This is a genomic window from Lederbergia citrisecunda (genome assembly GCF_018343695.1).
Classification (GTDB): Bacteria; Bacillota; Bacilli; order Bacillales; family Bacillaceae_C; genus Lederbergia; species Lederbergia citrisecunda.
The window spans coordinates 1,627,154-1,652,103 of the sequence record NZ_JAGYPJ010000001.1; the positions used below are offsets into that span (position 1 = coordinate 1,627,154).

At 37.5% G+C, this 24,950-nt stretch carries 28 protein-coding genes and 1 riboswitch; of the genes, 4 read left to right on the forward strand and 24 right to left on the reverse strand.

Features of this window, described 5'->3' with window-relative positions:
- Positions 1-2: 2 nt before the first annotated feature.
- From xseB to KHA93_RS08225, 19 genes are all read right to left on the reverse strand, one after another.
- A complete protein-coding gene (gene xseB / locus KHA93_RS08135; RefSeq protein ID WP_213110287.1) occupies positions 3-227 on the reverse strand; it encodes an exodeoxyribonuclease VII small subunit in 225 nt (74 codons plus the stop codon).
- Entirely contained in the window at positions 220-1,575 is a 1,356-nt protein-coding gene (gene xseA / locus KHA93_RS08140; protein WP_213110288.1) for an exodeoxyribonuclease VII large subunit, read from the reverse strand. Before xseA ends, xseB begins: the two co-directional genes overlap by 8 nt.
- An 81-nt stretch (positions 1,576-1,656) precedes the next feature.
- Complete coding sequence (gene folD, locus KHA93_RS08145) at positions 1,657-2,526, reverse strand: bifunctional methylenetetrahydrofolate dehydrogenase/methenyltetrahydrofolate cyclohydrolase FolD (protein ID WP_213110289.1); 870 nt, start codon at positions 2,524-2,526, stop codon at positions 1,657-1,659.
- Positions 2,527-2,541: 15 nt separating this feature from the next.
- Entirely contained in the window at positions 2,542-2,925 is a 384-nt protein-coding gene (gene nusB, locus KHA93_RS08150; RefSeq protein ID WP_213110290.1) for a transcription antitermination factor NusB, read from the reverse strand.
- A gap of 229 nt (positions 2,926-3,154) precedes the next feature.
- The gene (locus tag KHA93_RS08155; RefSeq protein ID WP_213110291.1) at positions 3,155-3,568 is read right to left on the reverse strand and encodes an Asp23/Gls24 family envelope stress response protein; all 414 of its coding nucleotides are present in this window, start codon (positions 3,566-3,568) and stop codon (positions 3,155-3,157) included.
- A gap of 15 nt (positions 3,569-3,583) precedes the next feature.
- Positions 3,584-4,939 carry an acetyl-CoA carboxylase biotin carboxylase subunit gene (gene accC / locus KHA93_RS08160; RefSeq protein ID WP_213110292.1) on the reverse strand — a complete coding sequence of 452 codons (1,356 nt, stop codon included), beginning with the start codon at positions 4,937-4,939 and terminating at the stop codon, positions 3,584-3,586.
- Positions 4,940-4,951: 12 nt separating this feature from the next.
- The gene (accB, locus tag KHA93_RS08165; protein ID WP_213110293.1) at positions 4,952-5,446 is read right to left on the reverse strand and encodes an acetyl-CoA carboxylase biotin carboxyl carrier protein; all 495 of its coding nucleotides are present in this window, start codon (positions 5,444-5,446) and stop codon (positions 4,952-4,954) included.
- A 397-nt stretch (positions 5,447-5,843) separates the two neighbouring features.
- Positions 5,844-6,374, reverse strand: coding sequence for a SpoIIIAH-like family protein (locus KHA93_RS08170; RefSeq protein WP_213110294.1), 531 nt, complete (start codon positions 6,372-6,374; stop codon positions 5,844-5,846).
- Positions 6,374-7,042 carry a stage III sporulation protein AG gene (spoIIIAG, locus tag KHA93_RS08175; RefSeq protein WP_213110295.1) on the reverse strand — a complete coding sequence of 223 codons (669 nt, stop codon included), beginning with the start codon at positions 7,040-7,042 and terminating at the stop codon, positions 6,374-6,376. The genes KHA93_RS08170 and spoIIIAG overlap by 1 nt, the downstream gene beginning before the upstream one ends.
- On the reverse strand, positions 7,032-7,643 hold the full coding sequence (gene spoIIIAF / locus KHA93_RS08180; protein ID WP_213110296.1) for a stage III sporulation protein AF: 612 nt from the start codon (positions 7,641-7,643) through the stop codon (positions 7,032-7,034). The genes spoIIIAG and spoIIIAF overlap by 11 nt, the downstream gene beginning before the upstream one ends.
- Before the next feature lie 19 nt (positions 7,644-7,662).
- Positions 7,663-8,850 carry a stage III sporulation protein AE gene (spoIIIAE, locus tag KHA93_RS08185; protein ID WP_213110297.1) on the reverse strand — a complete coding sequence of 396 codons (1,188 nt, stop codon included), beginning with the start codon at positions 8,848-8,850 and terminating at the stop codon, positions 7,663-7,665.
- 27 nt (positions 8,851-8,877) lie between these two features.
- Entirely contained in the window at positions 8,878-9,276 is a 399-nt protein-coding gene (gene spoIIIAD, locus KHA93_RS08190; RefSeq protein ID WP_213112828.1) for a stage III sporulation protein AD, read from the reverse strand.
- 10 nt (positions 9,277-9,286) lie between these two features.
- The gene (spoIIIAC, locus tag KHA93_RS08195) at positions 9,287-9,490 is read right to left on the reverse strand and encodes a stage III sporulation protein AC (protein WP_062104711.1); all 204 of its coding nucleotides are present in this window, start codon (positions 9,488-9,490) and stop codon (positions 9,287-9,289) included.
- A gap of 17 nt (positions 9,491-9,507) precedes the next feature.
- Positions 9,508-10,023, reverse strand: coding sequence for a stage III sporulation protein SpoIIIAB (spoIIIAB, locus tag KHA93_RS08200; protein WP_213110298.1), 516 nt, complete (start codon positions 10,021-10,023; stop codon positions 9,508-9,510).
- On the reverse strand, positions 10,016-10,951 hold the full coding sequence (spoIIIAA, locus tag KHA93_RS08205) for a stage III sporulation protein AA (RefSeq protein ID WP_213110299.1): 936 nt from the start codon (positions 10,949-10,951) through the stop codon (positions 10,016-10,018). The genes spoIIIAB and spoIIIAA overlap by 8 nt, the downstream gene beginning before the upstream one ends.
- 119 nt (positions 10,952-11,070) lie before the next feature.
- Positions 11,071-11,628, reverse strand: a complete 558-nt coding sequence (gene efp / locus KHA93_RS08210) for an elongation factor P (RefSeq protein WP_213110300.1) — start codon at positions 11,626-11,628, stop codon at positions 11,071-11,073.
- Positions 11,629-11,651: 23 nt separating this feature from the next.
- Positions 11,652-12,713, reverse strand: coding sequence for a M24 family metallopeptidase (locus KHA93_RS08215; RefSeq protein WP_213110301.1), 1,062 nt, complete (start codon positions 12,711-12,713; stop codon positions 11,652-11,654).
- Entirely contained in the window at positions 12,713-13,207 is a 495-nt protein-coding gene (gene aroQ, locus KHA93_RS08220; protein ID WP_213110302.1) for a type II 3-dehydroquinate dehydratase, read from the reverse strand. Before aroQ ends, KHA93_RS08215 begins: the two co-directional genes overlap by 1 nt.
- A 21-nt stretch (positions 13,208-13,228) precedes the next feature.
- Entirely contained in the window at positions 13,229-13,774 is a 546-nt protein-coding gene (locus KHA93_RS08225; protein WP_233711082.1) for a YqhR family membrane protein, read from the reverse strand.
- Between the two features lie 101 nt (positions 13,775-13,875).
- Between KHA93_RS08225 and KHA93_RS08230 the strand changes: the two genes are divergently transcribed.
- Both KHA93_RS08230 and KHA93_RS08235 read left to right on the forward strand, forming a co-directional pair.
- On the forward strand, positions 13,876-14,820 hold the full coding sequence (locus KHA93_RS08230) for a DUF1385 domain-containing protein (protein WP_213110303.1): 945 nt from the start codon (positions 13,876-13,878) through the stop codon (positions 14,818-14,820).
- A gap of 61 nt (positions 14,821-14,881) precedes the next feature.
- A complete protein-coding gene (locus tag KHA93_RS08235; RefSeq protein ID WP_213110304.1) occupies positions 14,882-15,226 on the forward strand; it encodes an SA1362 family protein in 345 nt (114 codons plus the stop codon).
- Between the two features lie 4 nt (positions 15,227-15,230).
- Here the strand turns inward: KHA93_RS08235 and KHA93_RS08240 are convergent, their stop codons facing one another.
- Positions 15,231-16,115, reverse strand: a complete 885-nt coding sequence (locus KHA93_RS08240) for a patatin-like phospholipase family protein (protein ID WP_213110305.1) — start codon at positions 16,113-16,115, stop codon at positions 15,231-15,233.
- Positions 16,116-16,226: 111 nt separating this feature from the next.
- Entirely contained in the window at positions 16,227-18,779 is a 2,553-nt protein-coding gene (locus KHA93_RS08245; protein ID WP_213110306.1) for a vitamin B12-dependent ribonucleotide reductase, read from the reverse strand.
- A 419-nt stretch (positions 18,780-19,198) separates the two neighbouring features.
- Here KHA93_RS08245 and KHA93_RS08250 point away from each other — a divergent pair, with 419 nt between their 5' ends.
- On the forward strand, positions 19,199-19,594 hold the full coding sequence (locus tag KHA93_RS08250) for a rhodanese-like domain-containing protein (protein ID WP_213110307.1): 396 nt from the start codon (positions 19,199-19,201) through the stop codon (positions 19,592-19,594).
- 56 nt (positions 19,595-19,650) lie between these two features.
- Positions 19,651-20,448, forward strand: a complete 798-nt coding sequence (locus KHA93_RS08255; protein WP_213110308.1) for an AAA family ATPase — start codon at positions 19,651-19,653, stop codon at positions 20,446-20,448.
- A gap of 253 nt (positions 20,449-20,701) precedes the next feature.
- Here the strand turns inward: KHA93_RS08255 and gcvPB are convergent, their stop codons facing one another.
- Genes gcvPB through gcvT form a run of 3 tightly spaced genes read right to left on the reverse strand, consistent with a single transcriptional unit; the run spans position 20,702 to position 24,627 of the window.
- Positions 20,702-22,201: an aminomethyl-transferring glycine dehydrogenase subunit GcvPB gene (gene gcvPB, locus KHA93_RS08260; protein WP_233711083.1), complete on the reverse strand. Its 1,500-nt coding sequence runs from the start codon at positions 22,199-22,201 to the stop codon at positions 20,702-20,704.
- Complete coding sequence (gene gcvPA, locus KHA93_RS08265) at positions 22,155-23,501, reverse strand: aminomethyl-transferring glycine dehydrogenase subunit GcvPA (protein WP_213112830.1); 1,347 nt, start codon at positions 23,499-23,501, stop codon at positions 22,155-22,157. Before gcvPA ends, gcvPB begins: the two co-directional genes overlap by 47 nt.
- A gap of 19 nt (positions 23,502-23,520) precedes the next feature.
- Positions 23,521-24,627 (reverse strand): glycine cleavage system aminomethyltransferase GcvT, encoded by a 1,107-nt coding sequence (gene gcvT, locus KHA93_RS08270; RefSeq protein WP_213110310.1) that lies wholly within the window; start codon positions 24,625-24,627, stop codon positions 23,521-23,523.
- 159 nt (positions 24,628-24,786) lie between these two features.
- A riboswitch (glycine riboswitch) is annotated at positions 24,787-24,878 on the reverse strand.
- Positions 24,879-24,950 lie beyond the last annotated feature (72 nt).

Here is a 24,950-nt window from a genome sequence, read left to right on the forward strand (position 1 = left end):
GCTTAATCCTCCTCTTGAAGAAGAAAATCTTCCTCTCCATCATCGGTCAATATTTTCGTAAGCTGCTGTTCAGCTTTCTTCAGTTTATCGTGACAAAGCTTTGAATACTTGATCCCTTTTTTATATATTTCTAACGCTTCCTCTAATGGAATATCTCCTTCTTCAAGGCGCACGACAATTTTTTCTAGCTTGTTCATCGCTTCTTCAAATGTTAATTTTTCAGCCATCATTTTCACCTTTTTCTATATGATCAATTGTACAAAAAAACTCCCCATCTGTAACTTGTAAAGTAATCTTTTCACCTATATTGGCTTTATCGGTCTTATTCACAATATTTCCAGACTCTGTATAGGCAACACTATAGCCTCTTTTTAATATATTTAATGGACTTAACGCTTCCAATGTAGCAACTTTTGTAGAAAACTCACTTGATTTTTGATGCAAAACCATTTTTGCTTGTTGCAATAGTTGCTGCTTGATTCTAATAAACTTTTCTTTATGCATTTGCAGTTTCATTGCAGGGTGATGAGTGGCCAAAATTTTATGTAGTCGTTGAAATTGATCCATCTTTTGAAACAGAATTTTTTCTTGACCTCTTTGCAATCTATCGGTCATTCTGTCAACAGATTCCCATTTTTGCTCATATAACTTTCTTGGATTTCGTAATATATAGGAATTTTCTAATAGGTTTAGTTTACCTCTTTTTTCTTTCGTAATTTCAGCCATCCCACGATAAAGTCGATTTTTTCGATTAAGAAGTCGTTCCATTAGCTCCTCAATATGTGGCACAGCAAGCTCCGCAGCTCCTGTTGGCGTAGCAGCTCTTACATCGGCAACGAAATCAGCAATTGTAAAATCTGTTTCATGACCTACAGCCGAAATAATGGGAATACGTGATTTATATATTGCTCTTGCTACGTTTTCTTCGTTAAATGCCCATAATTCTTCAATGGAGCCTCCGCCCCTCCCTACGATTAGGACATCTGCCACTGATAGATCATTAGCTTTTTTTATTGCATCGGCAATCGATGCAGATGCCTGTTTACCTTGTACTAGTACAGGAAGAATAATAAGTTTCCCGATTGGATATCTTCGGTTAATGGTCGTAATGATATCTCTAATCGCAGCTCCAGTTGGTGATGTGATGATGCCAATCTTTTTTGGATACATAGGGATCGGTTTTTTTCTATCGGGATGAAATAAACCTTCTAGTTCCAGTTTGTTTTTTAACTGCTCATATGCAAGGAATAGTTCTCCAATACCATCTGGCAGCATTTCTTGAACGTATATTTGGTATTGTCCGCTCGACTCGTATACCGTTATGCTTCCACGAATTAATACATTCATCCCGTTTTCAGGAGTAAATTTCATAGACTGCGAGGAAGATGAAAACATAACAGCCATTATTCTTGCTGATTCATCCTTTAAAGTAAAATAAAGGTGCCCACTTGAATGTCTTTTAAAATTCGAAATTTCACCTTTTACATATACATTTGATAAATGTGGATCTACATCAAATTTTCGTTTTACATATTTTGTTAAAGCTTTTACGGATAAATATTGCCGTTCAGTCATATTCAACACCTCAGAAAGAAAAGCTGCATCCAATCTCTTTAGGATGTCAGCTTCTTTTGTAAGTTATCTTTATGTTACTATTTATTTACCTGAATTACGATTGGAAAGTACATTTTGAGCTGATTTTACAGTATTGTATAATAACATCGTAATGGTCATTGGCCCAACCCCACCTGGAACAGGAGTAATGTAGCCTGCCTTTTCAAAAACATCATTGTAATCAACGTCACCGCATAATTTACCATGATCGTCACGATTCATTCCTACATCGATGACTACGGCACCTTCTTTTACATAATCTGCGGTTAGCATTTTGGCTCGTCCGATAGCAGCTACCAAAATGTCTGCTTCCTTCGTAACAGAGGCAAGATTCGCCGTTTTTGAATGGCAATACGTAACAGTCGCATTTTCATTTAATAATAATTGGCCCGCAGGCTTTCCAACGATATTGCTTCTTCCGACAATGACAGCATTTTTCCCTTCGATTGGAAGTTCCATGTATTTTAACATTTCTAATACACCGAAAGGAGTGCAAGGCAGGAAAGTATCCTGTCCCGTCATCATTTTTCCAATATTAACGGGATGGAATCCATCAACATCTTTATTCGGAGAAATAGTTTCGATCACTTTGGTTTCCGAAATGTGAGCTGGAAGTGGTAGTTGAACTAATATTCCATGGATGTCATCTCGATTATTTAATGTCTCAATCTCATTCAATAATACTTGCTCTTCAACATCTTCAGAAAGCTCAATTAGCTCTGAATGCATACCAATTGCTTTACAACTCTTTTGTTTCGAAGTGACATAAGTTCTTGATGCTTGATTGTTTCCAACTAAAATAACAGCTAGTCCCGGCTTAATTCCATCTGCAGTTAGCTTGGTAACTTCTTGTTCTAGCCCTGTTCGGATATGATTTGATATTTCTCTTCCATCAATAATTGTTGCTGGCATCACGATTCCCCCTGTCTATTCTCCCTTTACCTTCGATAATATTCCATTAATAAACTTTCCAGATTTGTCATCACCAAATGTTTTTGCAATCTCAACAGCTTCATTGATCGCTACGTTATCAGGGACATCTTCGTTATATTTCATTTCATAAATGGCAAGCCTTAAAATATTTGCATCTACTTTAGATAGTCGATCGAATGACCAATTTTCTAAATGCTTGCTAATCTCCTGATCAATCTCATGAAGATGCTTCAATGTTCCTTCTACTAAATCTTGTAAAAATAAATCCGCTTTTTGGTCTTCTAAGACAAATTCGATTGCGTGAGAAGTTTCAGCTCCACTAATATCAATTTGATACAAGGCTTGCAAAGCTTTTTCACGAGCCATTCTTCTTTTCATGTATGTTGTACTCCTTTTAATGATTGAAAAAGCCAAAGGAATCTCCTCTGGCTTTTATTCTTACTTACGAAACTATAAAATGGGAACCTTGTCGATCATTTTTCAAGAAATAGGTCCCGACCAGCGAAAGCACCCTATCGACTAGCACACTTCTTGGCTTCCCCTGCCTTAAATCGCAAGGCTTTGGACAAGAATGGAACGTCGATTGGCAAGCTATTCCGCTGTCTAATTATTGCTCCTCAAATTCTTGGCTTTCCTGCTTTTGAGTCTCAAAAGCTACACCTACAATATGGACATTGACTTCTTCAGCTTCAAGTGCTGTCATATTATATAGCGTTTGACGGATATTGTCTTGAACCTTTTGAGCAACTGTAGGAATGGAAACACCAAAATTCATTAAGCAATACACATCTACTTTGATTCCTTCATCTGATAGCTCTACTCTGATCCCTTTACCGTGGTTTTTTTTGCCGAGTCTTTCAACAACTCCTGTCGCAAAATTTCCACGCATTTGAGCGACACCCTCAACTTCTGAAGCTGCTATTCCTGCGATTACTTCAATTACTTCCGGAGCAATTTCGATTTTCCCATGATTATGACCATTTTCCTGTGTCATTTCAAGCATGTTCAAATTCTCCTCCATTTAAAACACCTCCGCTTATTTTTGATGCATTACATCATGAATTTCAAGAAACTTTGTATTGAAATCTCCACCTACAAATGTTTCATTTTCAAGCAAATTCAAATGGAATGGAATCGTTGTTTTGATTCCTTCGATCACAAACTCTGAAAGGGCTCTTTTCATTCTAGCAATAGCTTCTTCACGCGTAGCCCCATATGATATAACCTTTGCTATCATTGAATCATAATATGGCGGAATTGTATAGCCAGGATATGCTCCAGAATCTACGCGAACTCCATACCCACCTGGCGGCAAGTACATTTCAATTTTTCCAGCTGAAGGGAGAAAGTTTTTCTCAGGGTTTTCTGCGTTAATTCTGCATTCAATTGACCAGCCACTGAATTCAACCTGTTCTTGTGTTAGAGATAATTTCTCACCTGATGCTACACGAATCATTTCTTTTATAAGATCGACTCCTGTCACCATTTCAGTAACGGGATGTTCAACTTGAATACGCGTATTCATCTCCATGAAATAAAACTTACGATTCCTATGGTCGTAAATAAATTCAATCGTTCCAGCACCTGAATATTCAACAGCCTTGGCAGCTTTAACTGCTGCTTCCCCCATCAATTCCCGTGTTTCAGAGTCTAGTGCTGGTGATGGCGTTTCTTCAAGTAATTTTTGTAGTCTTCTTTGAATTGAACAATCACGTTCACCCAGATGTATAACATTGCCAAAATTATCACCAATTACTTGGATTTCAACATGCCTAAAGTCTTCAATATACTTTTCTATGTATACACCTGGATTGCCGAATGCAGTTAACGCTTCCTGCTGGGTAATATTAATCCCTTTAATCAATTCTTCTTTGTCCTTAGCAACGCGGATTCCTTTCCCTCCGCCTCCTGCCGTAGCTTTGATAATGACTGGATACCCAATTTTTTCAGAAATTTCAAGGGCCTCATCAGAGTCATTAATAATTCCATTTGAACCAGGAACAATTGGTACACCGGCAGCTTTCATCGTTTCGCGGGCGACATCTTTAGTACCCATTTTTGAAATAGCTTCAGGACTCGGTCCAATGAAAATAATATTGCATAAACGGCAAAGATCAGCGAAGTCTGCGTTCTCAGCTAAAAATCCATACCCCGGATGTATCGCATCACAATTCGTTAGCTTTGCAACACTTATCACATTTGCCGTATTTAAATAGCTGTCTCTAGACAATTTTGGACCAATGCAATACGCTTCATCAGCTAATTGAACATGCAGTGCTTCACGATCTGCTTCTGAATAGACTGCAACAGTCTCAATATCTAATTCTTTACAAGCTCGAATAATTCGAACAGCTATTTCTCCTCTATTTGCGATTAATACTTTTTTTATCATAGGAAACGCTCCTTATCTTGGCTTTACTAAGTATAATGGTTGTCCATACTCAACAAGTTCGCCATTTTTTACAAGGACTTCCACAATCTCTCCATCTACTTCTGCCTCAATTTCATTAAATAACTTCATCGCTTCAACAATGCAAACAACCGTATCTGCTTTAACTTGAGATCCGATTTGCACATAAGCTGGACTATCTGGAGTTGGTGATTGATAGAACGTTCCAACCATTGGAGAAACAACTTGAAGATAGTTTTCGTTATTCGTAGTACCTTCTATTTTTGCTTCAACCTTCTCAGGAGCAGCAGCTGGCGTTTCAACTACAGCTTGTACTGGTGGTTGAACTGTTACTGGCTGTTGAACAATAGGTTGTTGCTGTGCAACAGGTACAAAACCTGTACGTTTCTTTAAGTTAATTTTTGAACCTTCATGCTCGAAACTGAATTCCTCAATATCAGATTGATCAATTAATTTTATGATTTCACGAATTTCTTGAATTTTTAACATAAGTGACACTCCTTCAAAATAATGAGTAGCTCCTAACATCATAATATAATACCTTATAAAAATTCAATGATGAAGACGGAATGTAATATTTTTTTATCATTTCGTGGTAATGTCTGGGAAATTATACCTTTGATTTCCGCTCCCATCATTCTCTTTTCTCATCGCCGATAAGCTTAGACGAATGAGGGAGTAAGAAGGCTCAACGAAGCCTCCGATGAGTAAATGTTTTGACGAATAAATCGCTTTTTGGGCTCTTGTTGCTTCTCGTTAATGACGTCTAGAGACTGGAGTATGCAGCTAAGACATAGCGAGATATATTAACTTACAGGTTATTTTTAGGGTAGCCTAAAATATAAAAAGAAAACGACGGATGGGTATATTCCCGTCCGCCATACACTTATTTCGTATCAAATTCAACCGTTGGAATAAATTGAGTTCCCATTTCATCTCTGACAAGTCTAAGGATTTCGACTGCATTAGCTTTCGAATGCTCGTCTGCTTTAACAGTAACGTATACTTGATTATCTTCAATTCTGACAAGAGAGTCGCTATACCCTAATGTTTTAATATAACTTTCTAGCGTTCTTTCCTTTACTCCCATTGTATCAATATCTTTCATCTGGTCATATAATTTATTTTTTTCATCAGCTGTTAAGTCAGGTGCTGCTACTTGTGTCGTTAATTCATCCTTCTCTTTACTTCGTTTGTCCATTAGATTTAGACGGACTGCTTCGTATGCTTCGTCGCCTGAAGCCTCTGTAATTACTTTCATATCTTCATCATTCATCTTTCCGCTCGTATCAGAAGCATTTTCCCCGTTTGTTGCTATATCCTTTACAGCTGGTTCGGATGTAACGTAGTAAACGGACAAGACGACAACGAGACTAAGCATTGTTAAGAGCCAAACAGTTTGCTTTTTTAAAAGCATTAAGAATCCCCCTTTGATTTTTTAGGCATGACTGCAACTTTATGGCTTGGAACATCTAAAACCCGTGTTACCGCTTCAATAATCCATTTTTTTACCTGTATGTTTTCGGCACCACCGGCAACTACTAGAACTCCCTTTATTTCAGGTTTCCTCGTTTCCATAACGAGAGGGATATCCTTTTCGCCTTCCCGGATTATGACGAGTTGATCTTCTTTTGATTGATCCTCTATTTGACGCTGTCCACCTTTTTCATCTTCTTCATGTGTCGTTTGATTTTTTAAAATGGTGTTTTTTTCATACACCTTTCTTTCTGTTGCTTGAACATTTACGATGACGGTTACACTATGAACACCTACAATCTCCTCGAGCGCTTCTTTAAGCTGGTTTTCATATTGCTCTTCAAAAACCTTCATGCCATCGTTATTGTCTGATTTCTTTACTCCAAATGTTTCTGAACTATTCTGATCTCCGTTGTTTTCGTTAAAAACAGCTTCATTAGGACGATCACCTGTCTCTTTCCAAATCGTACCCAACATCATAAATAGAGCGCCTAAAATAAGTAGAAAAAGCAGATAATATGGCTTTACTTTGTTTTTTTCGTTAGGAGTTTTATTAACGAATAATTTTTCTTTTAACCAATCAATCGGATTTGAATGTTTATTCTTCATTTCCTAGTTCCTCCCTCGAAACAAGTTCAATCAATGATTCTTGTATTTCCCAGTTGGAAGAGAACATTGATTTGATTGTTTCGTAGTCGGTTGTATCCACTTTTGCATCTGTTTCTTGAAAAGTAACATTTACTGGCTGAATGGCTTTGATCGACTTTTCTGAAGGCGTTAGATAAACGACCACATTATCTAATTCGTTGATTGTTCCATCACTATTTGGTTTGGCGAAAATCTGGATTTTATTAATATCTAAGCTATACTTCTCACTCAACTCCTTTTCTACCATTTTTTTCATTTGGACAGCCATTTGCTCTAATATATATGCATGCTGTGAAGCTTGTATCTCTTTTTTTTTCGTTTTCAATAAATTTTCAGTGGATGAATCTTCTATATCCATATTTGTACTAAAGGATGCAAGCACTTTTTCAAAATCGGTAGAAACTAATTTTAAGATTGGAGTTAAAATAATAGCCATTAGAAGCAGCCCGGTTGCGAGTTTTGTGTATTTTTTCATACTTGAATCAGGAAGAAGCATGTCAACAATCATGGCAAGAATTAAAAAAATAATGATGTTGAAAACCCACTCGTTCAAATACTCCAAGAAAGCTCCCCCCCTCTATCTATCTAACCATCATCGTTATATTTCCAGAAGTAATGATGATAGTTACGCTAATAAAGAACATAAAAGAAATGATTGCAAGGGATGCGAAAATATACATCACACTTTTACTTACTGCATCCAAACATGCAATGACAGGTCCATCTCCTAAAGGCTGCATGAGTGCTGCAGCCAGCTTATATATAAAAGAAATGACTAATATTTTTAATGCTGGGAATGCCGCAATTAATAAGATTATCGCCACACCAGCTATTCCTACAGTATTTTTTAATAGAAGGGATGCATTTAAAACAGTATCTGCAGCATCGGTAAACATTCGTCCAACTACAGGTACAAAATTACCTGCAACATATTTCGCAGTTCTAATCGCAACACCGTCTGCAACAGCAGAAGCTGCCCCTTGAATAGAAATAACACCGAGTATAATGGTGATTAATGCGCCAAGGATTCCAATACTAATCTTTTTCAATAAATTTGAAAGCTGGGATACTTTAAATTGAGCGTTTAATGTATTGGCAATACTCAATAAGGTTGCTAGAAATAGTAAGGGCAAGACAGTACTTTTAATTATAATGCTACTAATATTTACCAAAAATACGAGAACTGGGTGGAAGAATGCAGATGTCGCCACTCCCCCGGAGGAAGCGATTAATGCCAGCAATAATGGCAAAAGGGCAAGAATAAATTGACTCATTGCATCAATGGCTTCAATTGCATAATCAGCTGCCACTCTAAAGCTATTTAATGCAATCATGATTAACACCATAAAAATGATGGAATACGCGACTTTACTGACTGCACCTTGCTCAAAAGCTTGATGTAGCGACTGTAGAAACACACTAAGTATCGTCAATAATAAAAGTGAACCTAGCAATTTAATATTCAGGATGATTTCTTGCAAAATGAATGAAACAATTCCATTGAACCAATTTGAAAAAGAAAAGGACTTGTCTCCTTTTACAAAATCAAGCAATGTACCTCTTTTACTTTCAGGTAAATATCCACCATATTCATGTAAAATTTTCTCCCAATGTCCGGATAACTCATCTAGACCAAGATCTTCTATATACCGGTCCATTACTAAAGTATTTGTTTCATTATTATCATTTTCTAATTCTTCCGCTGCAACCGATGTATTTACGAAAAATGGAATGATACAAATAAAAAGAATCAGCAGCTTTTGTGACATGTATTCCACTCCGTTCAAATGCTTAGTCTAATGGACTGGCATAATATTGACGATCGTCTCAACCAACGCTGTCATAATGGGCACTGCTATTGCCAGTATTAAAATTTTTCCTGCTAATTCAACTTTCGCTGCCATCGACCCAAGTCCCGCATCCTTGCTAATTTGTGCCGTAAATTCAGCAATATAAGCAATACCGATTATTTTAAGAATTGTTTTTACGTATAGAGTGTTCACATTCGCAATGCCTGCAAGCTCCTCAATCATTAAAATGACTTTATGCACTTGATCTACGAGAAATAGAAAGATGCCCGCTCCTGCAAATAACACAAGCAAAAAGGCAAAATTCGGAGTCTGTTCCTTGATGGCCAGTACAAGAAAAGTGGTTATTAGGGCAATCCCCGCAATTTGTAAGATTGCAATAGCGATTTCCCCCTATCTATTGGAATAGAAAAACAGACTTGATTTTCTGAAATAATCCATCTACAATCGACACGACCATAAATAAAATATAAATAAACCCGAACAATGTAACCCATTGTGCATACTCTTTTTTTCCGACCTGATCCAGTATTGTATGGAGAAAAGCAACAACAATCCCTACTCCGGCTATTTTGAAGATGACATCCACTTCTATGCCCATATCATTTCCTCCTATCACTACAAAAGCAAAATGATGATAAGCAAACCGGTTAGGACTCCAAGGCTTTTCACCATTTTTTCATACTTTTTTTGCTTTTCGCGAGCAACCTCTTCTTCCCTTTCTAAGTTAGTAAGGGTCAACAATATTTGTTTCTGCTGCGTTTCGCGGTCATGTCTTCCTAAATTCTCACCAAATTGTAGCAACACTTCATATTCACTTTGTTTCAGAGAAGTAGATTCCCATATATCCTTTAAACTTTTCTCCCATGCAGATTTAACAATGGCATCTTCTTTTTTCAAGTAATTTGAAAATTTTTTGTAGTGTGTCGAAATAGGGTTAGGAATTTGTTTAGATATTTTTTCGGCTGCTTCTCCAAGAGGGGTATGACTATACATAATTTCCGCTTCCAATGTTTCAAGAGAATGTCGAAATAATCGTAAATTCTTTGGTCTCTCACTTAATTGTTTTGAAAACTCAAAGCCTGCCCACGTAGTAGTCCCAACAATAAAAATAGCTCCGATTATTTTAATCATGTAGGCCAGCTGCCCTTCTACTCATAACTACTGGAATCCCACTTGCATCCTTTATCGACATGATTGTTCCCGGGCCATCACTCCGGGATAATTCAATAAATCTCGCAAACACTCTTTGTTCAATAATTGGCTTTAGAAGAGGTCTTTTACTAACTTCCTCATAATTTTTCCCATGTGTTGTCATCATCAATATAATCCCTGCATTTACAGCCTCCATAATAGCCAAGCTGTCTTCTGCTCTTCCGATTTCATCTACAATAAGAACATTCGGACTCATTGAACGAATCATCATCATCATTCCTTCTGCTTTCGGGCAAGCGTCCAAAACATCTATCCTTGGTCCAAAATGGAGCTGAGGCACTCCATGTACACATCCAGCAATCTCTGACCGCTCATCTACAATTCCAGTTTTTAATGAAGGAATATTCCGGTCATGAACTCCGCTCGAAATGAGCCTCGCAATATCCCTTAACAAGGTTGTTTTCCCCGTTTGTGGCGGGCCAATAATCATCGTATTTTTCCAATCTTGATGAAACAAATACGGAATATACTTTTCGGCTGCGCCGACCTTTTCTCTTGCAATTCTAATATTGAATGAAGATAAATGTCTGATAGCTTTAACAAATCCATTTTCAAGAATAACTTTCCCTGCTAGACCAACTCGATGTCCTCCTTCAATCGTAATGTAGCCTTTTCTCAATTCCTCGTCTAAAGTGTAGAAAGAATGGTTGGCTAGCTTACTGATGAATTGATCTGCATCCTCTTTCGTAAAAAGATAAGGGAGAAAATAAGGATTACCATTGGATGCCACCTCCACTTGCCGATTAACCCTTAATCTAATTTCTTCGACTTCATCCAATTTCTTAGTAGGAATCTTCATTATTAATTCATTAATTCGAGCAGGCAACATTCGAAGCACTGATTTCAACGTGCACTCCTCCCTACACCTTCACTATCTAATATGTATTCAGCTTGTCTCTAAATATGAAAGTTAGATAAATAACCAATAAAAAAAACCAAGGAAAGTTATCCTTGGTTTTTTATTCATTATGCTCTTGATACATATGATCCTTCTGACGTATTAATGACTAACTTGTCTCCTGCATTTACAAAGAATGGTACTTGTACGATTAGGCCAGTTTCCATTTTTGCTGGTTTTGAACCACCAGAAGCTGTGTCACCTTTAATGCCTGGGTCAGTTTCAACGACTTCTAGTTCCACTGTATTCGGCAATTCTACGCCTAGTGTTTCACCATTATACATAATGATATGAACGATCATATTTTCTTGTAAAAATTTTAATTCATATTCAATTTGAGTAGCTGGTAATTCGATTTGTTCATATGTTTCATTATCCATAAATACATGCATATTTGCATTAGCATATAAATATTGCATTGTTTTATTATCAATTTGAGCTCTTTCTACTTTTTCTCCAGCTCTAAATGTTTTTTCTTGAATTGCACCAGTACGTAAGTTTCTTAATTTAGATCTAACGAATGCAGCACCTTTTCCCGGCTTAACGTGTTGGAAATCAATAACGCGCCAAATCCCTCCGTCAGTTTCAATCGTTAGTCCTGTTCTAAATTCGTTTACTGAAATCATCTATATTCCTCCTAAAAAGTACCTTATAAAATAATTAATTCTTTTGTCGAATGAGTCAATGTTTCATTGCCTGATGCCGTTATTAACGTATCATCCTCAATCCGAACGCCACCAATACCAGGTAAATAAATACCAGGTTCAACTGTAACAACCATTCCCGGTACAAGCTTTCCTTCAGAACGGTATGAAAGCCCAGGTCCTTCATGCACCTCAAGACCTATTCCATGACCTAAAGAATGACCAAAATGTTCGCCATATCCTTTTTCCGTAATATAATCCCTTGCAATGGCATCTGCTTCAATTCCACTCATCCCAGGTTTGATTTGCTCCATAGCTCTTAGTTGCGCTTCAAGAGTAATATTATATATTTCCTTTAATTTATCTGAAGGCTCTCCAATCGCTACAGTTCGGGTTATATCAGATACGTACCCCTTATGAAGGGCACCGTAATCCATCGTAACGAAATCACCTTTTTCTATGATCTTGTCGCTTGCTACCCCATGCGGTAAGGCTGCTCTCCAGCCTGATGCAACAATAATATCAAAGGATGACGAAGTAGCACCACATTTACGCATAAAAAATTCGAGCTCATTTGTGACTTCCAATTCTGTTTTACCTGGCTTGATAAAATCAAGAATATGTTTAAATGCCGCATCAGCTATATCTGCAGCTTCTTTTAAAATACTAATTTCATGAGAATCTTTAATCATACGAAGATTTTCAATGACATTTGAAATAGGGATAAGCTCTGCTTCTATGGCTTCCTCATATTGCTTCCATGCAGAAAAAGGCATATGATCCTGCTCAAATCCAAGCTTTTTAATTCCAAGCTCTTTAACTTTTTCAGCTACTTCTTGAGTAATTGGACCGGTATGCTTTACAATCTCATATCCTTCAGCTTGCTTAACAGCTTGCTCTGTATAACGGAAATCAGTAATAAATAGTGCTCGATCAAAAGATATTAGAGCCACACCCGCTGTACCCGTGAAATTACTCATATAGCGGCGATTATATGTACTAGTAATCAAAAAACCATCAATGTTAGATTGTTTAAATTGTTCCCGAAGTTTCTCCAGTTTCCCCACTATGCCTCTCTCCCTTTCACATATTCTTTCATCGCATTTAACGCCATTTCATAGCCATAAAATCCAAATCCTGCAATTTGCCCGATTGAAACAGGAGCGGTAACAGAATGCTTCCTAAACTCCTCTCTGGCATGAACATTAGAAATGTGGACTTCAATGACTGGAAGATCAATTGATGCGATCGCATCCCTTAGAGCTATGCTGTAATGGGTAAAAGCACCTGGATTTATTATAATCCCTACAAATCCATTATCAGCGGCTTGATGAATCTCATCCAGTAAAGCTCCTTCGTAGTTGGATTGGAAACATTTTATTTCTATCCCCAATTTTTCACTTGCATCCATAATACCTTTTTCAAGATCTGCTAAGGAATGGCTGCCATATATTCCCGGTTCACGCTTTCCAAGCATATTTAAATTCGGACCATTTAATACGAGAATTTTCACGAATGAATCACGCCCTAGTAAAGAATGATTACTAGAACATTCTACCATAAAATGAATAAATTCAACTAGCTATACTTTTTCAGTTTCATTGCTTTTCTCTACCTTGCTCCACATTAATTGTTCTTCATATTCATATGAGATAGAATAGCCGATAAAAAGCCCATAAAGAAGAAAAAAGCAAATCTCCGTGACGATAGTATTAAGATTATAACGGAACAACCATTCCACACCTGGAATCATTGGGTACAAAACGAGAAAAATGATGATAAAAATCAATATGCCATAAACCGCCCCCCATATTAGGGACTTTTGCTTTCTTAATGCCATATAGTATAACAAAGCCACCACAATAGATATTAATCCATTCAATATTGCCGTAACGACAAATCCGAGCCAGCCATCCGTCCATTTTCCAGTGAATGGTATTAAAATGACTTTAGGGCTCATTTCTGTAAAATTAAAGTAATGTACAAAAAAGGCAAATAGTGTACCTAGAACACCAGCTATAAAACCTGTTACACAAGCTAATTGTAAAACAGACATTTGATATTTTTTTATTGCTTCTTTTTCTTTTTCTTTTTCCATCATTTCCACCTCCATCATTATCATGTCCATGGACGGCCTCATTTGTGCATAAATTATTTTATCTGGTGAATTTCCTATTATTTTAGTAAGATAAATAGAGACATTTAAAATCTATAAGTTGGTGACAAGCTATGAAAAACACAAATAAACCTGCTTATGGTGGGCAGGCTGTAGTTGAAGGAGTCATGTTTGGCGGTAAACATCAAACCGTTACCGCAATTCGCCGTAAAGATCAATCGATTGAATATTTTTATTTGCCAAGAAAAACGAAGCCTATTCTTCAAACATTAAAAAAAATTCCGTTTCTTCGTGGAATTGTTGCCATTATTGAAGCAAGTGCAAATGGAGCCCAGCATCTGACATTTTCGACCGACCGATACGATGTAGACCCTAGTGATGACGGTAAGATCCAAGAAGAGAAGATGTCTAAAACGACATTAGTTTTGAGTGTCGCGGTACTTGGCGTTCTATCGTTTATTTTTTCTAAGTTTATTTTCACTCTAGTTCCCGTTTTCCTAGCAGCTCTTTTTAAACCGATTATTTCAGGCGATATGGCGCAAATATTGCTTGAAGGACTTTTTAAGCTAATTCTTTTGCTATCCTATATTTATTTTATCTCTATGACACCACTCATTAAGCGAGTGTTTCAATATCATGGAGCTGAGCATAAAGTTATCAATGCATATGAACATAATCTTGATTTAACCGTTGAAAATGTTCAATCCATGTCAAGACTTCATTACCGATGTGGAAGCAGTTTTATTCTCTTTACAGTTGTTGTCGGTGTATTCATATATATGTTTGTATCTGTAGATCCACTTTGGGTCCGTATATTGAATAGATTGGCACTCATTCCTGTTGTACTAGGTGTTTCATTTGAAGTTTTACAATTGACTAATAAAATGCGAAACATCCCAGTCCTTAAGTGGCTAGGTTATCCTGGGCTTTGGCTTCAGCTTATAACAACAAAAGAACCGACCGATGATCAAGTGGAAGTCGCGCTCGCTTCGTTTAATGAATTGCTAAAAGTGGAAAAGCAAAGTGAAGAAGATATAAAAATAGAGAAAATTATCTAAAAGAGTATATATCTAGTTCTTTTTGGGAAAAATGCACATTACTCCCGAGGAGGTGGCGCTCTTGAAAATACGTAATTGGTTGGTCGGAGTCATAACGGTAATTGCATTAATTGGACTGGGATCGTCTCTTATTCATAATCCACTCGGTCTAATTAAACAACTCTTTGTCATCGGGATAGTCGCTGTTGCTATTTATATTATTTATCGGGTATTGGTAGGAAGAAAACCCGAGCGAAGTGAAAGTAGATCATACGCAAGGGCTGCAAAACTTTCAAAAAAGCGGAAACGAGTATCCCAACAGACTAATAGTCAGATGCGTAAAAAACCGCTTCGAAAAAGAACGGCATCGCATTTGACTGTAATCGAAGGTAAAAAAAATAAGAAAAAAGACCGGGCTATTTTTTGAGATGCTAGTAGGACCATTTCTCTAAAAATTGTTTCGTGCGTATACGTCCTTTTTCGATAAGGGCGTGTTTTTTTTCTTCAGATAAAAAAAATTCAGACGAAAAACTTTCATCAATTGGGATAAAAATAATATCCTTCTCAAGTTTTCGAGATATATATCTTGCATCATGTGCATCCTTCATAGTACTAAATAAGGCTTCAAATAATGATAAACCATTCTTTATTACTCTTTTCGGCTGCTCCTCCAAATTGTAGCTAAGTTTTATACCTAATACTGGCCGTTCCTTTTTTGAGTAGTCATTTTGAAATAGCCACATAGGAAAATTACTTAGGATACCTCCATCTACTATAATATTTTCACCGGAAAGTGATCTTAATTTGACCGGCTCGAAAAAATATGGCACTCCACAGCTCATTCGTATGGCTCGTGCTACTGGAAAAGTCTCTTTAGGAATACCGTAATTATCTAAATCATCTGGTAACACGATTAGTCTTCCAGTAGAAAGATCTGAAGCAATTAGTCTTAGTCTTCCTTTAGGTAAATCCTTAAACGTATAAATACCTTTATCAGCCATTTTTTTACCAAGCCATTCTTCTAACTCATTTCCCACATACATACCCATTCTCCAATAAAGCAAAAGCCACTTTGCAAGCGCAAATGGAAGAATTGTTGTCCGCTGGTCTAAAAACTTTTTCATATCTGTTTCCGTTATAAGTACTTTTATTTCCTTGCTTGTGTATCCCGCGGCAATAAGCGCGGCCATTATCGCTCCTGCGCTTGTTCCGGCTAATCTTTTAAAGGTAAATCCTTTCTCTTCTAATACTTCATAAGCGCCTATTAAAGCAAGTCCCTTAATGCCTCCTCCAGAAAACACACCATCGATGTTCATCTGCACCCACCCCTTCAAAGGTCCTTATTTATCTTTAGGAAAAAGTGGGGGAAATTAGAACAAAAAACAGGCTCCCATAACTGGGATAGCCTGTTTTTTTAAAAAAATGTATTATAGACCACATTTCAATTGCGCATTACAGTTGTCGCATGTATTACAGCCGCCAATTTCTTTTACTTGGCCTTTTCTACATACAGGACAAGTGTTGCCAATTTCAGAACCAATTGTAACGCTTGTTGAACGTAAATCTTGGATTGTATCGACTAAAACAACTGGCTCATTAAAGGAAAGTTGTTCGCTCGTATCCAAATTATTTTCTTCGGCTTTTAATGTGAGAACTTGAGAATCACGGCTACCATCAACGTAAACTGTTCCGCCTTTAGCGCCACCTTTATATAAACGTTCATACACTTTTTCTACTTGTTCAACGGAATAGCCTTTAGGTGCATTAACTGTTTTAGATATGGAACTATCGATCCAGCGTTGGATTACACATTGAACATCAGCATGTGCTTCAGGAGATAGGCTCATTGCTGTTACAAACCAATGCGGCAAATTATCCGGATCTGCTTCTGGATGACGGCTCAAATATTCTTCAACAATATCTGCTTTTACTTCAATAAATTTACCTAAACGGCCACTGCGATAATACGTGAAGGAGAAATACGGCTCCAATCCAGTGGATACACCAACCATTGTTCCTGTTGATCCTGTTGGGGCAACAGTGAGTAAATGGGAATTACGGATTCCATATTTTAGGATTGATTCATTAATTTCCTCAGGCATTTTTTTCATGAAGCCTGTTTCTGTGAAAGCTTTACGAAGACGATTAATATCTTCTGTCGTTTCGCCTTCAAGGAATGGGAAGCTTCCTTTTTCTTTCGCTAGCTCTACTGAAGCTTCATAAGCTGTCGTAGCAATTGTCTCGAATACCTTGTCTACTAATTCATTACCTTCAGTAGATCCGTATTCTTTTTCACAGTAGATTAATAGATCCGATAGACCCATTACACCAAGTCCGACACGACGCTCTCCAAGGGCTTGCTTTTTATTTTCTTCAAGAAAATATGGTGTAGCATCGATTACATTATCTTGCATACGTACACCGATACGTACGGTTTCTTTTAACTTTTCGAAGTTAACGATTTTGTTTTCTTTATCAGCCATTTCAGCTAAGTTAACGGCAGCAAGATTACATACTGAAAATGGTGCAAGTGGCTGCTCTCCACACGGATTTGTTGCAACTACTTTTTGACCATACGCTTTCGCATTCGTCATCTCATTTGCATTATCAATGAAGAAAATACCTGGCTCAGCAGAATAAGTTGCACAAATATTAATGAGGTTCCAAAGCTCTTTCGCCTTGATTTTACGATATGTGCGTACTTTGTAACCGAGCTTTTCCCATTCGCGCACATCTCCAACCTTTTGCCACTCAGTATTATATGCATTCATTTCTTCAGGACTGTAAGTTTCTACATCTGGGAAGCGTAGTTCGTAGTCTCCATCGTTCTCAACTGCTTCCATAAATTCTTTTGTAAGACAGACAGAAATATTAGCCCCTGTTAGAAACTCAGGATTATGGACTGAATATGTACCGCCCTCAGACAATTTTTCCTCAGCTTCGCGGAATATTCTTTCGTTAAAGCCACCAAGACCTGGTATGTTTCGATAGTTGAGTACTCCTTGATACATCGAATCTTCTGTTTCTGTTAATGGTGTGAACTTCAACTTATCTTTCGCATGTTTCTTAATGACAGGATCCGTTGTATTGTCAATTAAGAATCTTAAAATACGCGGGTTTTGCATTTTAGAAATAATAAATTCAATAATATCAGGATGCCAGTCCGCGAGCATTATCATCTGCGCACCACGTCTAGATCCACCTTGCTCAACAAGGTGTGTTAGTTTCGCAATATCATCTAACCAAGATACGGAACCTGATGATTTACCATTTACCCCTCTTGCAAGTGTATTGCGAGGTCTTAATGTAGACCCATTCGTTCCTACTCCACCACCGCGGCTCATAATTTCCATCACTTGCTTGCGATGTTCAGATATTCCTTCACGTGAATCGGCAACAAATGGCATAACATAGCAGTTAAAATATGTTACATCCGTATCTGCACCTGCACCGTATAAAACCCGACCTGCTGGAATAAAGTTGAGACTTGATAGTTCTTTGTAAAATTTCTCGAACCATTCTTGTCTTTTTTCTTCTGTCTTTTCAACAGCTGCAAGTCCCGCTGCATTACGCTTTGCTATTTGTTCGTAGAAGATTTCCAGTGGCTTTTCGATAATATCAAGAGGGCGAACGATTAATCCTGTCTCTCTTTCTTTATCACTATCAAGGACACTACGGAATTCTTCTTCGACGATAACTTCTGCCGTCTTCTCTTCCCAGTCAATTGACTTTATAAAACCTAGCCCTCTTGCTGGAAACTTTGGATCTTCTTTAATGGTCAAAACGACAAAATCGCCTTCTGTTAAAGTAATCTTTTCTGTATCCTTAAAAGCATAACGGTCAATCATAACAAGCCTTGATACCCCTTTATGGGTTATCTTCATGTCAGGCGTAATTGGATGCACCGGCTTAAATAAACGGATATCTTGATTAAGTCTTTCTATATTGAGGCTTAGTTTCTGCGAAAATACTACAGACATTGCGTCAACTCCTTATACAAAATCATTCTATTAGTTACGTTACCATATGTTTAGCCACGAAATCAATGCTTAAACACTATATATTGTATTTTATTTTTCAACTCCCCTACTACATGTTGTGATGCAGTCGGGCTTTGTTTGATTTTGTCAAATTTAAAATAGGCAGTAAAAAATAGAATTTTAAAGATTTTATACGAAATTCCAACAAATAACACGATTTTTGAACAAAATTTGCATTTGCTCTTTTTATTTCCTCTTTCATTGTTTATATGATAAGGTTTAGTAGATAAAGTAATCAAAAAAATTTTTTCGCGATTTATATCTAATTCTAAAATTCCGTAAAAAAGATTTTGATTCATGACATCATGATGAATATAATAGAAATTAGGGCTATTTACTAGAAAGGGGAAGGAAGAATATTGGAGGCTTTATACACATTACTAATTTTACTGGGAGCAATCATCGCTTTTTCCCTATATAATTACTTCCATCAGAAAAAAATCTTAAAGACTTTGAAAGAAGATGAGTTTCGCGCTGGTTATCGGAAGGCACAACTGATCGATGTTCGTGAGCCAAATGAATTTGAAGGTGGACATATACTCGGAGCGCGTAATATTCCAATCTCTCAATTAAAAACACGTATGAAAGAAATTCGCCCTGATCAACCTGTCTATCTATATTGTCAATCTGGGTTGCGTAGCGGAAGAGCCGCTCAAACCCTTTATAGAAAAGGTTACAGAGAGTTGTATCATTTAGAAGGTGGATTTAAAAAATGGTCTGGAAGAATCAAAAAAAAGAAAACGTATAATAGCTAACAGGATGCCGCGGATTAACTCCGCGGTTTTTTGCAATCTAAAAAGGTGGTGGAAAGATGCTTTTAAAAGAAGTAAAGCTAATACAAAATCAAAATGATCGACAATTTCCTTTCACACTTCCAATATTAAGAGATTTTCATAAGCTTTCATTCAAGAAGCCTATTACTATTTTAGTAGGTGAAAACGGCAGTGGTAAATCTACCTTTCTTGAAGGCATTGCGGCATCATCTGATTTACCAGTCGCAGGTGGTGTTGAGTTATCACAAGATAAAGAAATGGATCATGCTCAAACATTAGCTAAAGCACTTAAATTAACATGGATGCAAAAAACAAAAAATGGTTTTTTCTTAAGAGCGGAAGATTTTATTTCCTTTGTGAGAAGAATCAAGCAAATGAAACAAGAGGCCGAAGAAGAATTAAGAAATATAGAGGAAGAATACAAAAATAAATCGGCATTTGCAAAAGGATTAGCTTCTATGCCTCATGCACGAACTATTGCAGAACTAAAACATTTATACGATGAAGGGTTGGATGTTCGTTCTCATGGTGAGAGCTATCTTGATTATTTCCAAGCACGTGTTAGACCAAATGGCCTTTATTTACTAGATGAGCCGGAAACGCCCTTATCTCCTATGAGACAATTAAGTTTAATAAGCATCATCTTAGATGCTGTCAAACAAGGTTCACAATTTATCATTATTACGCATTCACCGATTATCATGGCTCTTCCAGATGCAGATATATATAGTTTTGATGTTCATCCTCCTCAATTAATTCAATACGAAGAAATTGAACATGTACAGATTACGAAAAATTTCCTTGATTCACCTCAGTCTTTTTTAAGGCATTTATAAAAAACCTCTTTTAAAAATCATATTGTAAAAAATTGTTTTTTGCGTCTAGTTCCAGTGTCAATTGACTAGCAAAATTCTTGTCCTTTACATTAAATAAGTCATAGATCCCAAAGTTTGCTATTCGCTGAGGCGCTTTCCTTATCTTTTTGGGTTCCACCTTCCACCCCAATCAATAATTTCAAATACGGAAATAACTTTAACACATTCCTATAAAAAAGAGACAGGCTCATTGATTAAGCCTGCCTATTTTTCGTTATTCTTTTATATACCTTAATATTGGTTTTCTAGCCGCTTTCGTTTCGTCAAGTCGTTTGACTGTGGTCGTGTGCGGAGCTTCTTGAACGAGTTCAGGATTTTCTTCTGCTTCCTTCGCAATTTGAATCATTGCATCGATAAATGCATCAAGTGTTTCCTTTGACTCAGTTTCTGTCGGTTCAAACATCATACATTCTTCCACGTTAAGTGGGAAATAGATTGTTGGCGGATGATAGCCAAAGTCAAGCAATCTTTTCGCCATATCTAGTGTTCGTACTCCAAGCTTCTTCTGACGCTTACCGCTTAAAACAAATTCATGTTTACAATGGCGGTCATATGGAAGATCAAAATATGGAGCAAGCTTTCTCATCATATAGTTAGCATTAAGTACCGCATATTCTGTAACAGCTTTTAAGCCATCAGGTCCCATTGAACGTATATACGTATAGGCACGTACGTTAATGCCGAAGTTTCCATAAAAAGGTTTTACTCGGCCGATTGATTGAGGACGATCATAATCAATCACAAATTTTCCGTCTTTTTTCGTAATGACGGGCTTTGGCAAAAATGGAATTAAGTCTTCTTTCACGCCTACAGGTCCCGAACCCGGTCCGCCACCGCCGTGTGGTCCTGTAAAAGTTTTATGGAGATTTAAATGGACAACATCAAAGCCCATATCTCCAGGGCGTGCTTTTGACATAACAGCATTTAAATTTGCACCATCGTAGTATAGTTTACCACCAGCACTATGGACTATTTCTGCCATTTCAAGTATTTGTTCTTCAAATAAACCAAGTGTATTCGGGTTTGTCAGCATTAATGCCGCTGTGTCTGGTCCAACAAGTTCTCTTAAGTGATCCAAATCGACTAAGCCGTCCTCGCCAGATCTTACCGTTATCGTTTCCAAACCAGCTACAGTTGCGGATGCAGGATTAGTTCCGTGAGCAGAGTCAGGAACGATGACTTTCGTTCTTTCAGTATTACCATTCGCTTCGTGGAAAGCACGTATCATCATGAGTCCAGTCCATTCGCCATGGGCACCTGCTGCAGGTTGCAAAGTTACTTCATTCATCCCCGTAATTTCAATTAAATGCTGCTGCAAATCATACATTAATTCAAGAGCTCCTTGAACAGATGATTCTGGCTGTAGTGGGTGAATATGGGCAAAGCCTGGGAAACGTGCAACTTGTTCATTGATTTTTGGATTATATTTCATCGTGCAGGATCCAAGTGGATAAAAACCTGAATCAACACCGTGATTATGAGTAGAGAGTTCCGTGAAATGACGCATAATATCAAGCTCTGATACTTCAGGAAGCTCAGGTTCTGTTTCTCTTACATATCCTTCAGGCAAACATTCAGTGATATTGATTTCCGGTACATCCATTTCAGGCAAACTATAACCAATTCTCCCTGGTGTGGACATTTCGAAAATTAATTTTAAATCTTGATTACTCACAGCACTCCCCCACTTCCTTAACAAAGCTATCAATCTCATCCTTCGTTCTAAGCTCTGTAACCGCAACAAGCATATGGCTATCTAGTTCTGGATAATCTCGACCTAAATCATAGCCGCCAATCATTCCTTTTTGAAGTAATTTTTCATTAACTTCATTGACAGGTTTAGAAAGTTTCACGACAAATTCATTAAATTGGTAGCCATCGAACGGAATTTCGAATCCATTTTCTTTAAAAATGGTTTTTGCATAATGAGCCTTTTGAATATTTTGGACTGCCATTTCTTTTACACCCTTTTTACCTATAGCAGTCATAGCGACAGAAGATGCTAATGCATTTAACGCTTGGTTTGAACAAATATTCGATGTAGCTTTGTCACGACGAATATGCTGCTCCCTAGCTTGAAGCGTCAAAACAAATCCTCTTTTCCCGTTTTCATCAGTCGTTTGTCCAACTAAACGACCGGGAACTTTTCGCATTAATTTTGATGTTACTGCAAAATATCCGCAATGCGGTCCTCCAAAAGCGGCTGGTATCCCAAACGCTTGGACATCGCCAACAACGATATCAGCACCAAAATCGCCAGGAGGTGTTAGTGCTCCAAGTGCAAGAGGATTACTGGAAACAATAAACAATCCTTTTTGCTCGTGAATCAGTAGTTCTATTTCATTTAAAGGCTCAATTTGGCCAAAAAAGTTCGGATATTGAACGATGACAGCTGCTACATCATCGCCAAGTTCATTTTTAAGAGCAGCTACATCCGTTACACCATTTTGATAAGGAATTTCTATAACATCGATATACTGACCTTTTGCATATGTTTTTAACACATCTCTTGATTCAGGGTTGACTGTTTTAGATACAAGGATCTTTTTACGCTTTGTTTGACCTGCACTTAGCATGGCAGCTTCTGCAAGAGAAGTTCCCCCATCGTACATGGAAGAATTCGCCACATCCATTCCGGTTAGTTCACAAATCATCGTTTGAAACTGGAAAATAGCTTGCAGTTCTCCTTGCGAGATTTCCGGCTGATATGGGGTGTACGCTGTATAAAATTCAGATCTAGATATGACATGATCAACAATCGTCGGGATATAGTGGTCATATACACCTGCCCCTAGAAAAGAAACATTTTGTTTTAAATCGGCGTTTTTCCCTGCAAGGCTAGCAAGTTCCTTTAATAATGCTGGTTCCGATTTTGCCTTTTTAATATTGTACTCGCCTTTAAAACGAACTTTTTCCGGTATATCTGAAAATAAGTCTTCAATTGACTTTACACCTATCGCTGCAAGCATTTCATTTTGATCTTGCTCGGTCATCGGCAAATAGCGATGTTTAATCATATTTTTCTCCCCCAGCTTAATTTTTGTCTCTTTTATAAAAAGGAGTCGATACGACTACGGCTTTCAGTCGTTTTCCCCGAATCTCCACTGTAAGCTCATTTCCAAGTTCTTTATAGGCAGATTTTATAAGTGCGAGGCCGATATTTTTCTTCAAAGTGGGAGACTGAGTTCCCGATGTAATAAAGCCAATTTCCTCATCATCGACAAACACTTTATACCCATTTCTTGGAATCCCTCTATCAATCATTTCAATCCCAACAATGGATCGAGGTATACCGGCATCTTTTTGTTTTTGCAATGCTTTTTTACCGATAAAATCTTCTTCCTTATTCAGTTTTACAGCAAAGCCTATCCCTGCCTCCAGAGGGGTAATATGCTCAGATAGTTCCTGTCCGTATAATGCCAAGTTTGCTTCAAATCGAAGTGTATCCCTTGCACCTAGACCACAAGGCAACAACCCTTCTCCCGCTCCTGCTTGAAGGAGATCATTCCAAATCTTTTCTGCATTTGAGGCACTGCAATAAATTTCAAATCCATCCTCACCCGTATAACCTGTTCGAGAGATAAGAGTGCTTGAACCATTCACATCAACATTTTCTTTAAACTTAAATAATTTAATTTCTTTTAAATCTATACCATTTACTAATTTCTGTAAGATACTCTCTGCTTTTGGTCCTTGAATGGCGATGAGCCCATAATCATTTGATACATCTTGTATCTCAACATCGCCCTCATTATGATCATTTAACCATTTAACATCTGTCTCGGTATTTGCAGCATTTACTACAAGGAGGAAATCCTCTTCGGCTAATTTATAAATGAGTAAATCATCTACAACTCCTCCATCTTCATAACACATTGCTGTATATTGCGCACTTCCGATCTGTAGTTTAGAAACATCGTTAGTCATCATTTTTTGTAAAAAAGCTAGGCTGTCCTTTCCTTTTACCGATACCTCACCCATATGTGAAACATCAAAAATTCCAGCCTTCGTTCTTACAGCTTCATGTTCTTCTTTAATGCTAGAAAATTGGACTGGGAGATCCCATCCTCCAAAATCAATGGTTTTGGCACCCAATTCCTTATAAAGCGGATACAGCGGAGTTTTCTTTAATTCCGTCACGTATAAAACCTCCTTATATTTAGGTAATTATGTAGAAAAATGCAAAAAAGGACAGAGAAATCCCGTAGTCTAGGATTCTCTGTCCTGGCACCTGAGAGTTTCACCTTACGGCTTACCCCTTTGGTGGTTCTGAATAAATAAGAACACTCTCCAGAGTTGCGTCAAACAAGGGTCTTTTTGCCTGAGAGATTCACAACTTTGTTGCTTGCTCCTTCGGCGCTGCATTATGCAGTCTCTCCCCGTGTCATCATTCGCCAATATTATGTACATTTTATGGGCATACTAAAGATAGTTTTTCTTACCTTACACCGAGTCAACAACAA

Coding starts and splice junctions, on each gene's coding strand:
- spoIIIAB (WP_213110298.1), bottom strand. CDS start 10,023: ATGATTAAAATAATCGGAGCTATTTTTATTGTTGGGACTACTACGTGG.
- folD (WP_213110289.1), bottom strand. CDS start 2,526: ATGCCAGCAACAATTATTGATGGAAGAGAAATATCAAATCATATCCGA.
- KHA93_RS08155 (WP_213110291.1), bottom strand. CDS start 3,568: ATGGAGGAGAATTTGAACATGCTTGAAATGACACAGGAAAATGGTCAT.
- KHA93_RS08245 (WP_213110306.1), bottom strand. CDS start 18,779: ATGTCTGTAGTATTTTCGCAGAAACTAAGCCTCAATATAGAAAGACTT.
- KHA93_RS08240 (WP_213110305.1), bottom strand. CDS start 16,115: ATGAACATCGATGGTGTGTTTTCTGGAGGAGGCATTAAGGGACTTGCT.
- nusB (WP_213110290.1), bottom strand. CDS start 2,925: ATGAAAAGAAGAATGGCTCGTGAAAAAGCTTTGCAAGCCTTGTATCAA.
- KHA93_RS08255 (WP_213110308.1), top strand. CDS start 19,651: ATGCTTTTAAAAGAAGTAAAGCTAATACAAAATCAAAATGATCGACAA.
- accC (WP_213110292.1), bottom strand. CDS start 4,939: ATGATAAAAAAAGTATTAATCGCAAATAGAGGAGAAATAGCTGTTCGA.
- spoIIIAC (WP_062104711.1), bottom strand. CDS start 9,490: ATGGGCATAGAAGTGGATGTCATCTTCAAAATAGCCGGAGTAGGGATT.
- KHA93_RS08170 (WP_213110294.1), bottom strand. CDS start 6,374: ATGCTTTTAAAAAAGCAAACTGTTTGGCTCTTAACAATGCTTAGTCTC.
- spoIIIAE (WP_213110297.1), bottom strand. CDS start 8,850: ATGTCACAAAAGCTGCTGATTCTTTTTATTTGTATCATTCCATTTTTC.
- KHA93_RS08230 (WP_213110303.1), top strand. CDS start 13,876: ATGAAAAACACAAATAAACCTGCTTATGGTGGGCAGGCTGTAGTTGAA.
- gcvPB (WP_233711083.1), bottom strand. CDS start 22,201: ATGAGATTGATAGCTTTGTTAAGGAAGTGGGGGAGTGCTGTGAGTAAT.
- KHA93_RS08225 (WP_233711082.1), bottom strand. CDS start 13,774: ATGGACATGATAATGATGGAGGTGGAAATGATGGAAAAAGAAAAAGAA.
- accB (WP_213110293.1), bottom strand. CDS start 5,446: ATGTTAAAAATTCAAGAAATTCGTGAAATCATAAAATTAATTGATCAA.
- efp (WP_213110300.1), bottom strand. CDS start 11,628: ATGATTTCAGTAAACGAATTTAGAACAGGACTAACGATTGAAACTGAC.
- aroQ (WP_213110302.1), bottom strand. CDS start 13,207: ATGGTAGAATGTTCTAGTAATCATTCTTTACTAGGGCGTGATTCATTC.
- spoIIIAG (WP_213110295.1), bottom strand. CDS start 7,042: ATGAAGAATAAACATTCAAATCCGATTGATTGGTTAAAAGAAAAATTA.
- xseB (WP_213110287.1), bottom strand. CDS start 227: ATGGCTGAAAAATTAACATTTGAAGAAGCGATGAACAAGCTAGAAAAA.
- xseA (WP_213110288.1), bottom strand. CDS start 1,575: ATGACTGAACGGCAATATTTATCCGTAAAAGCTTTAACAAAATATGTA.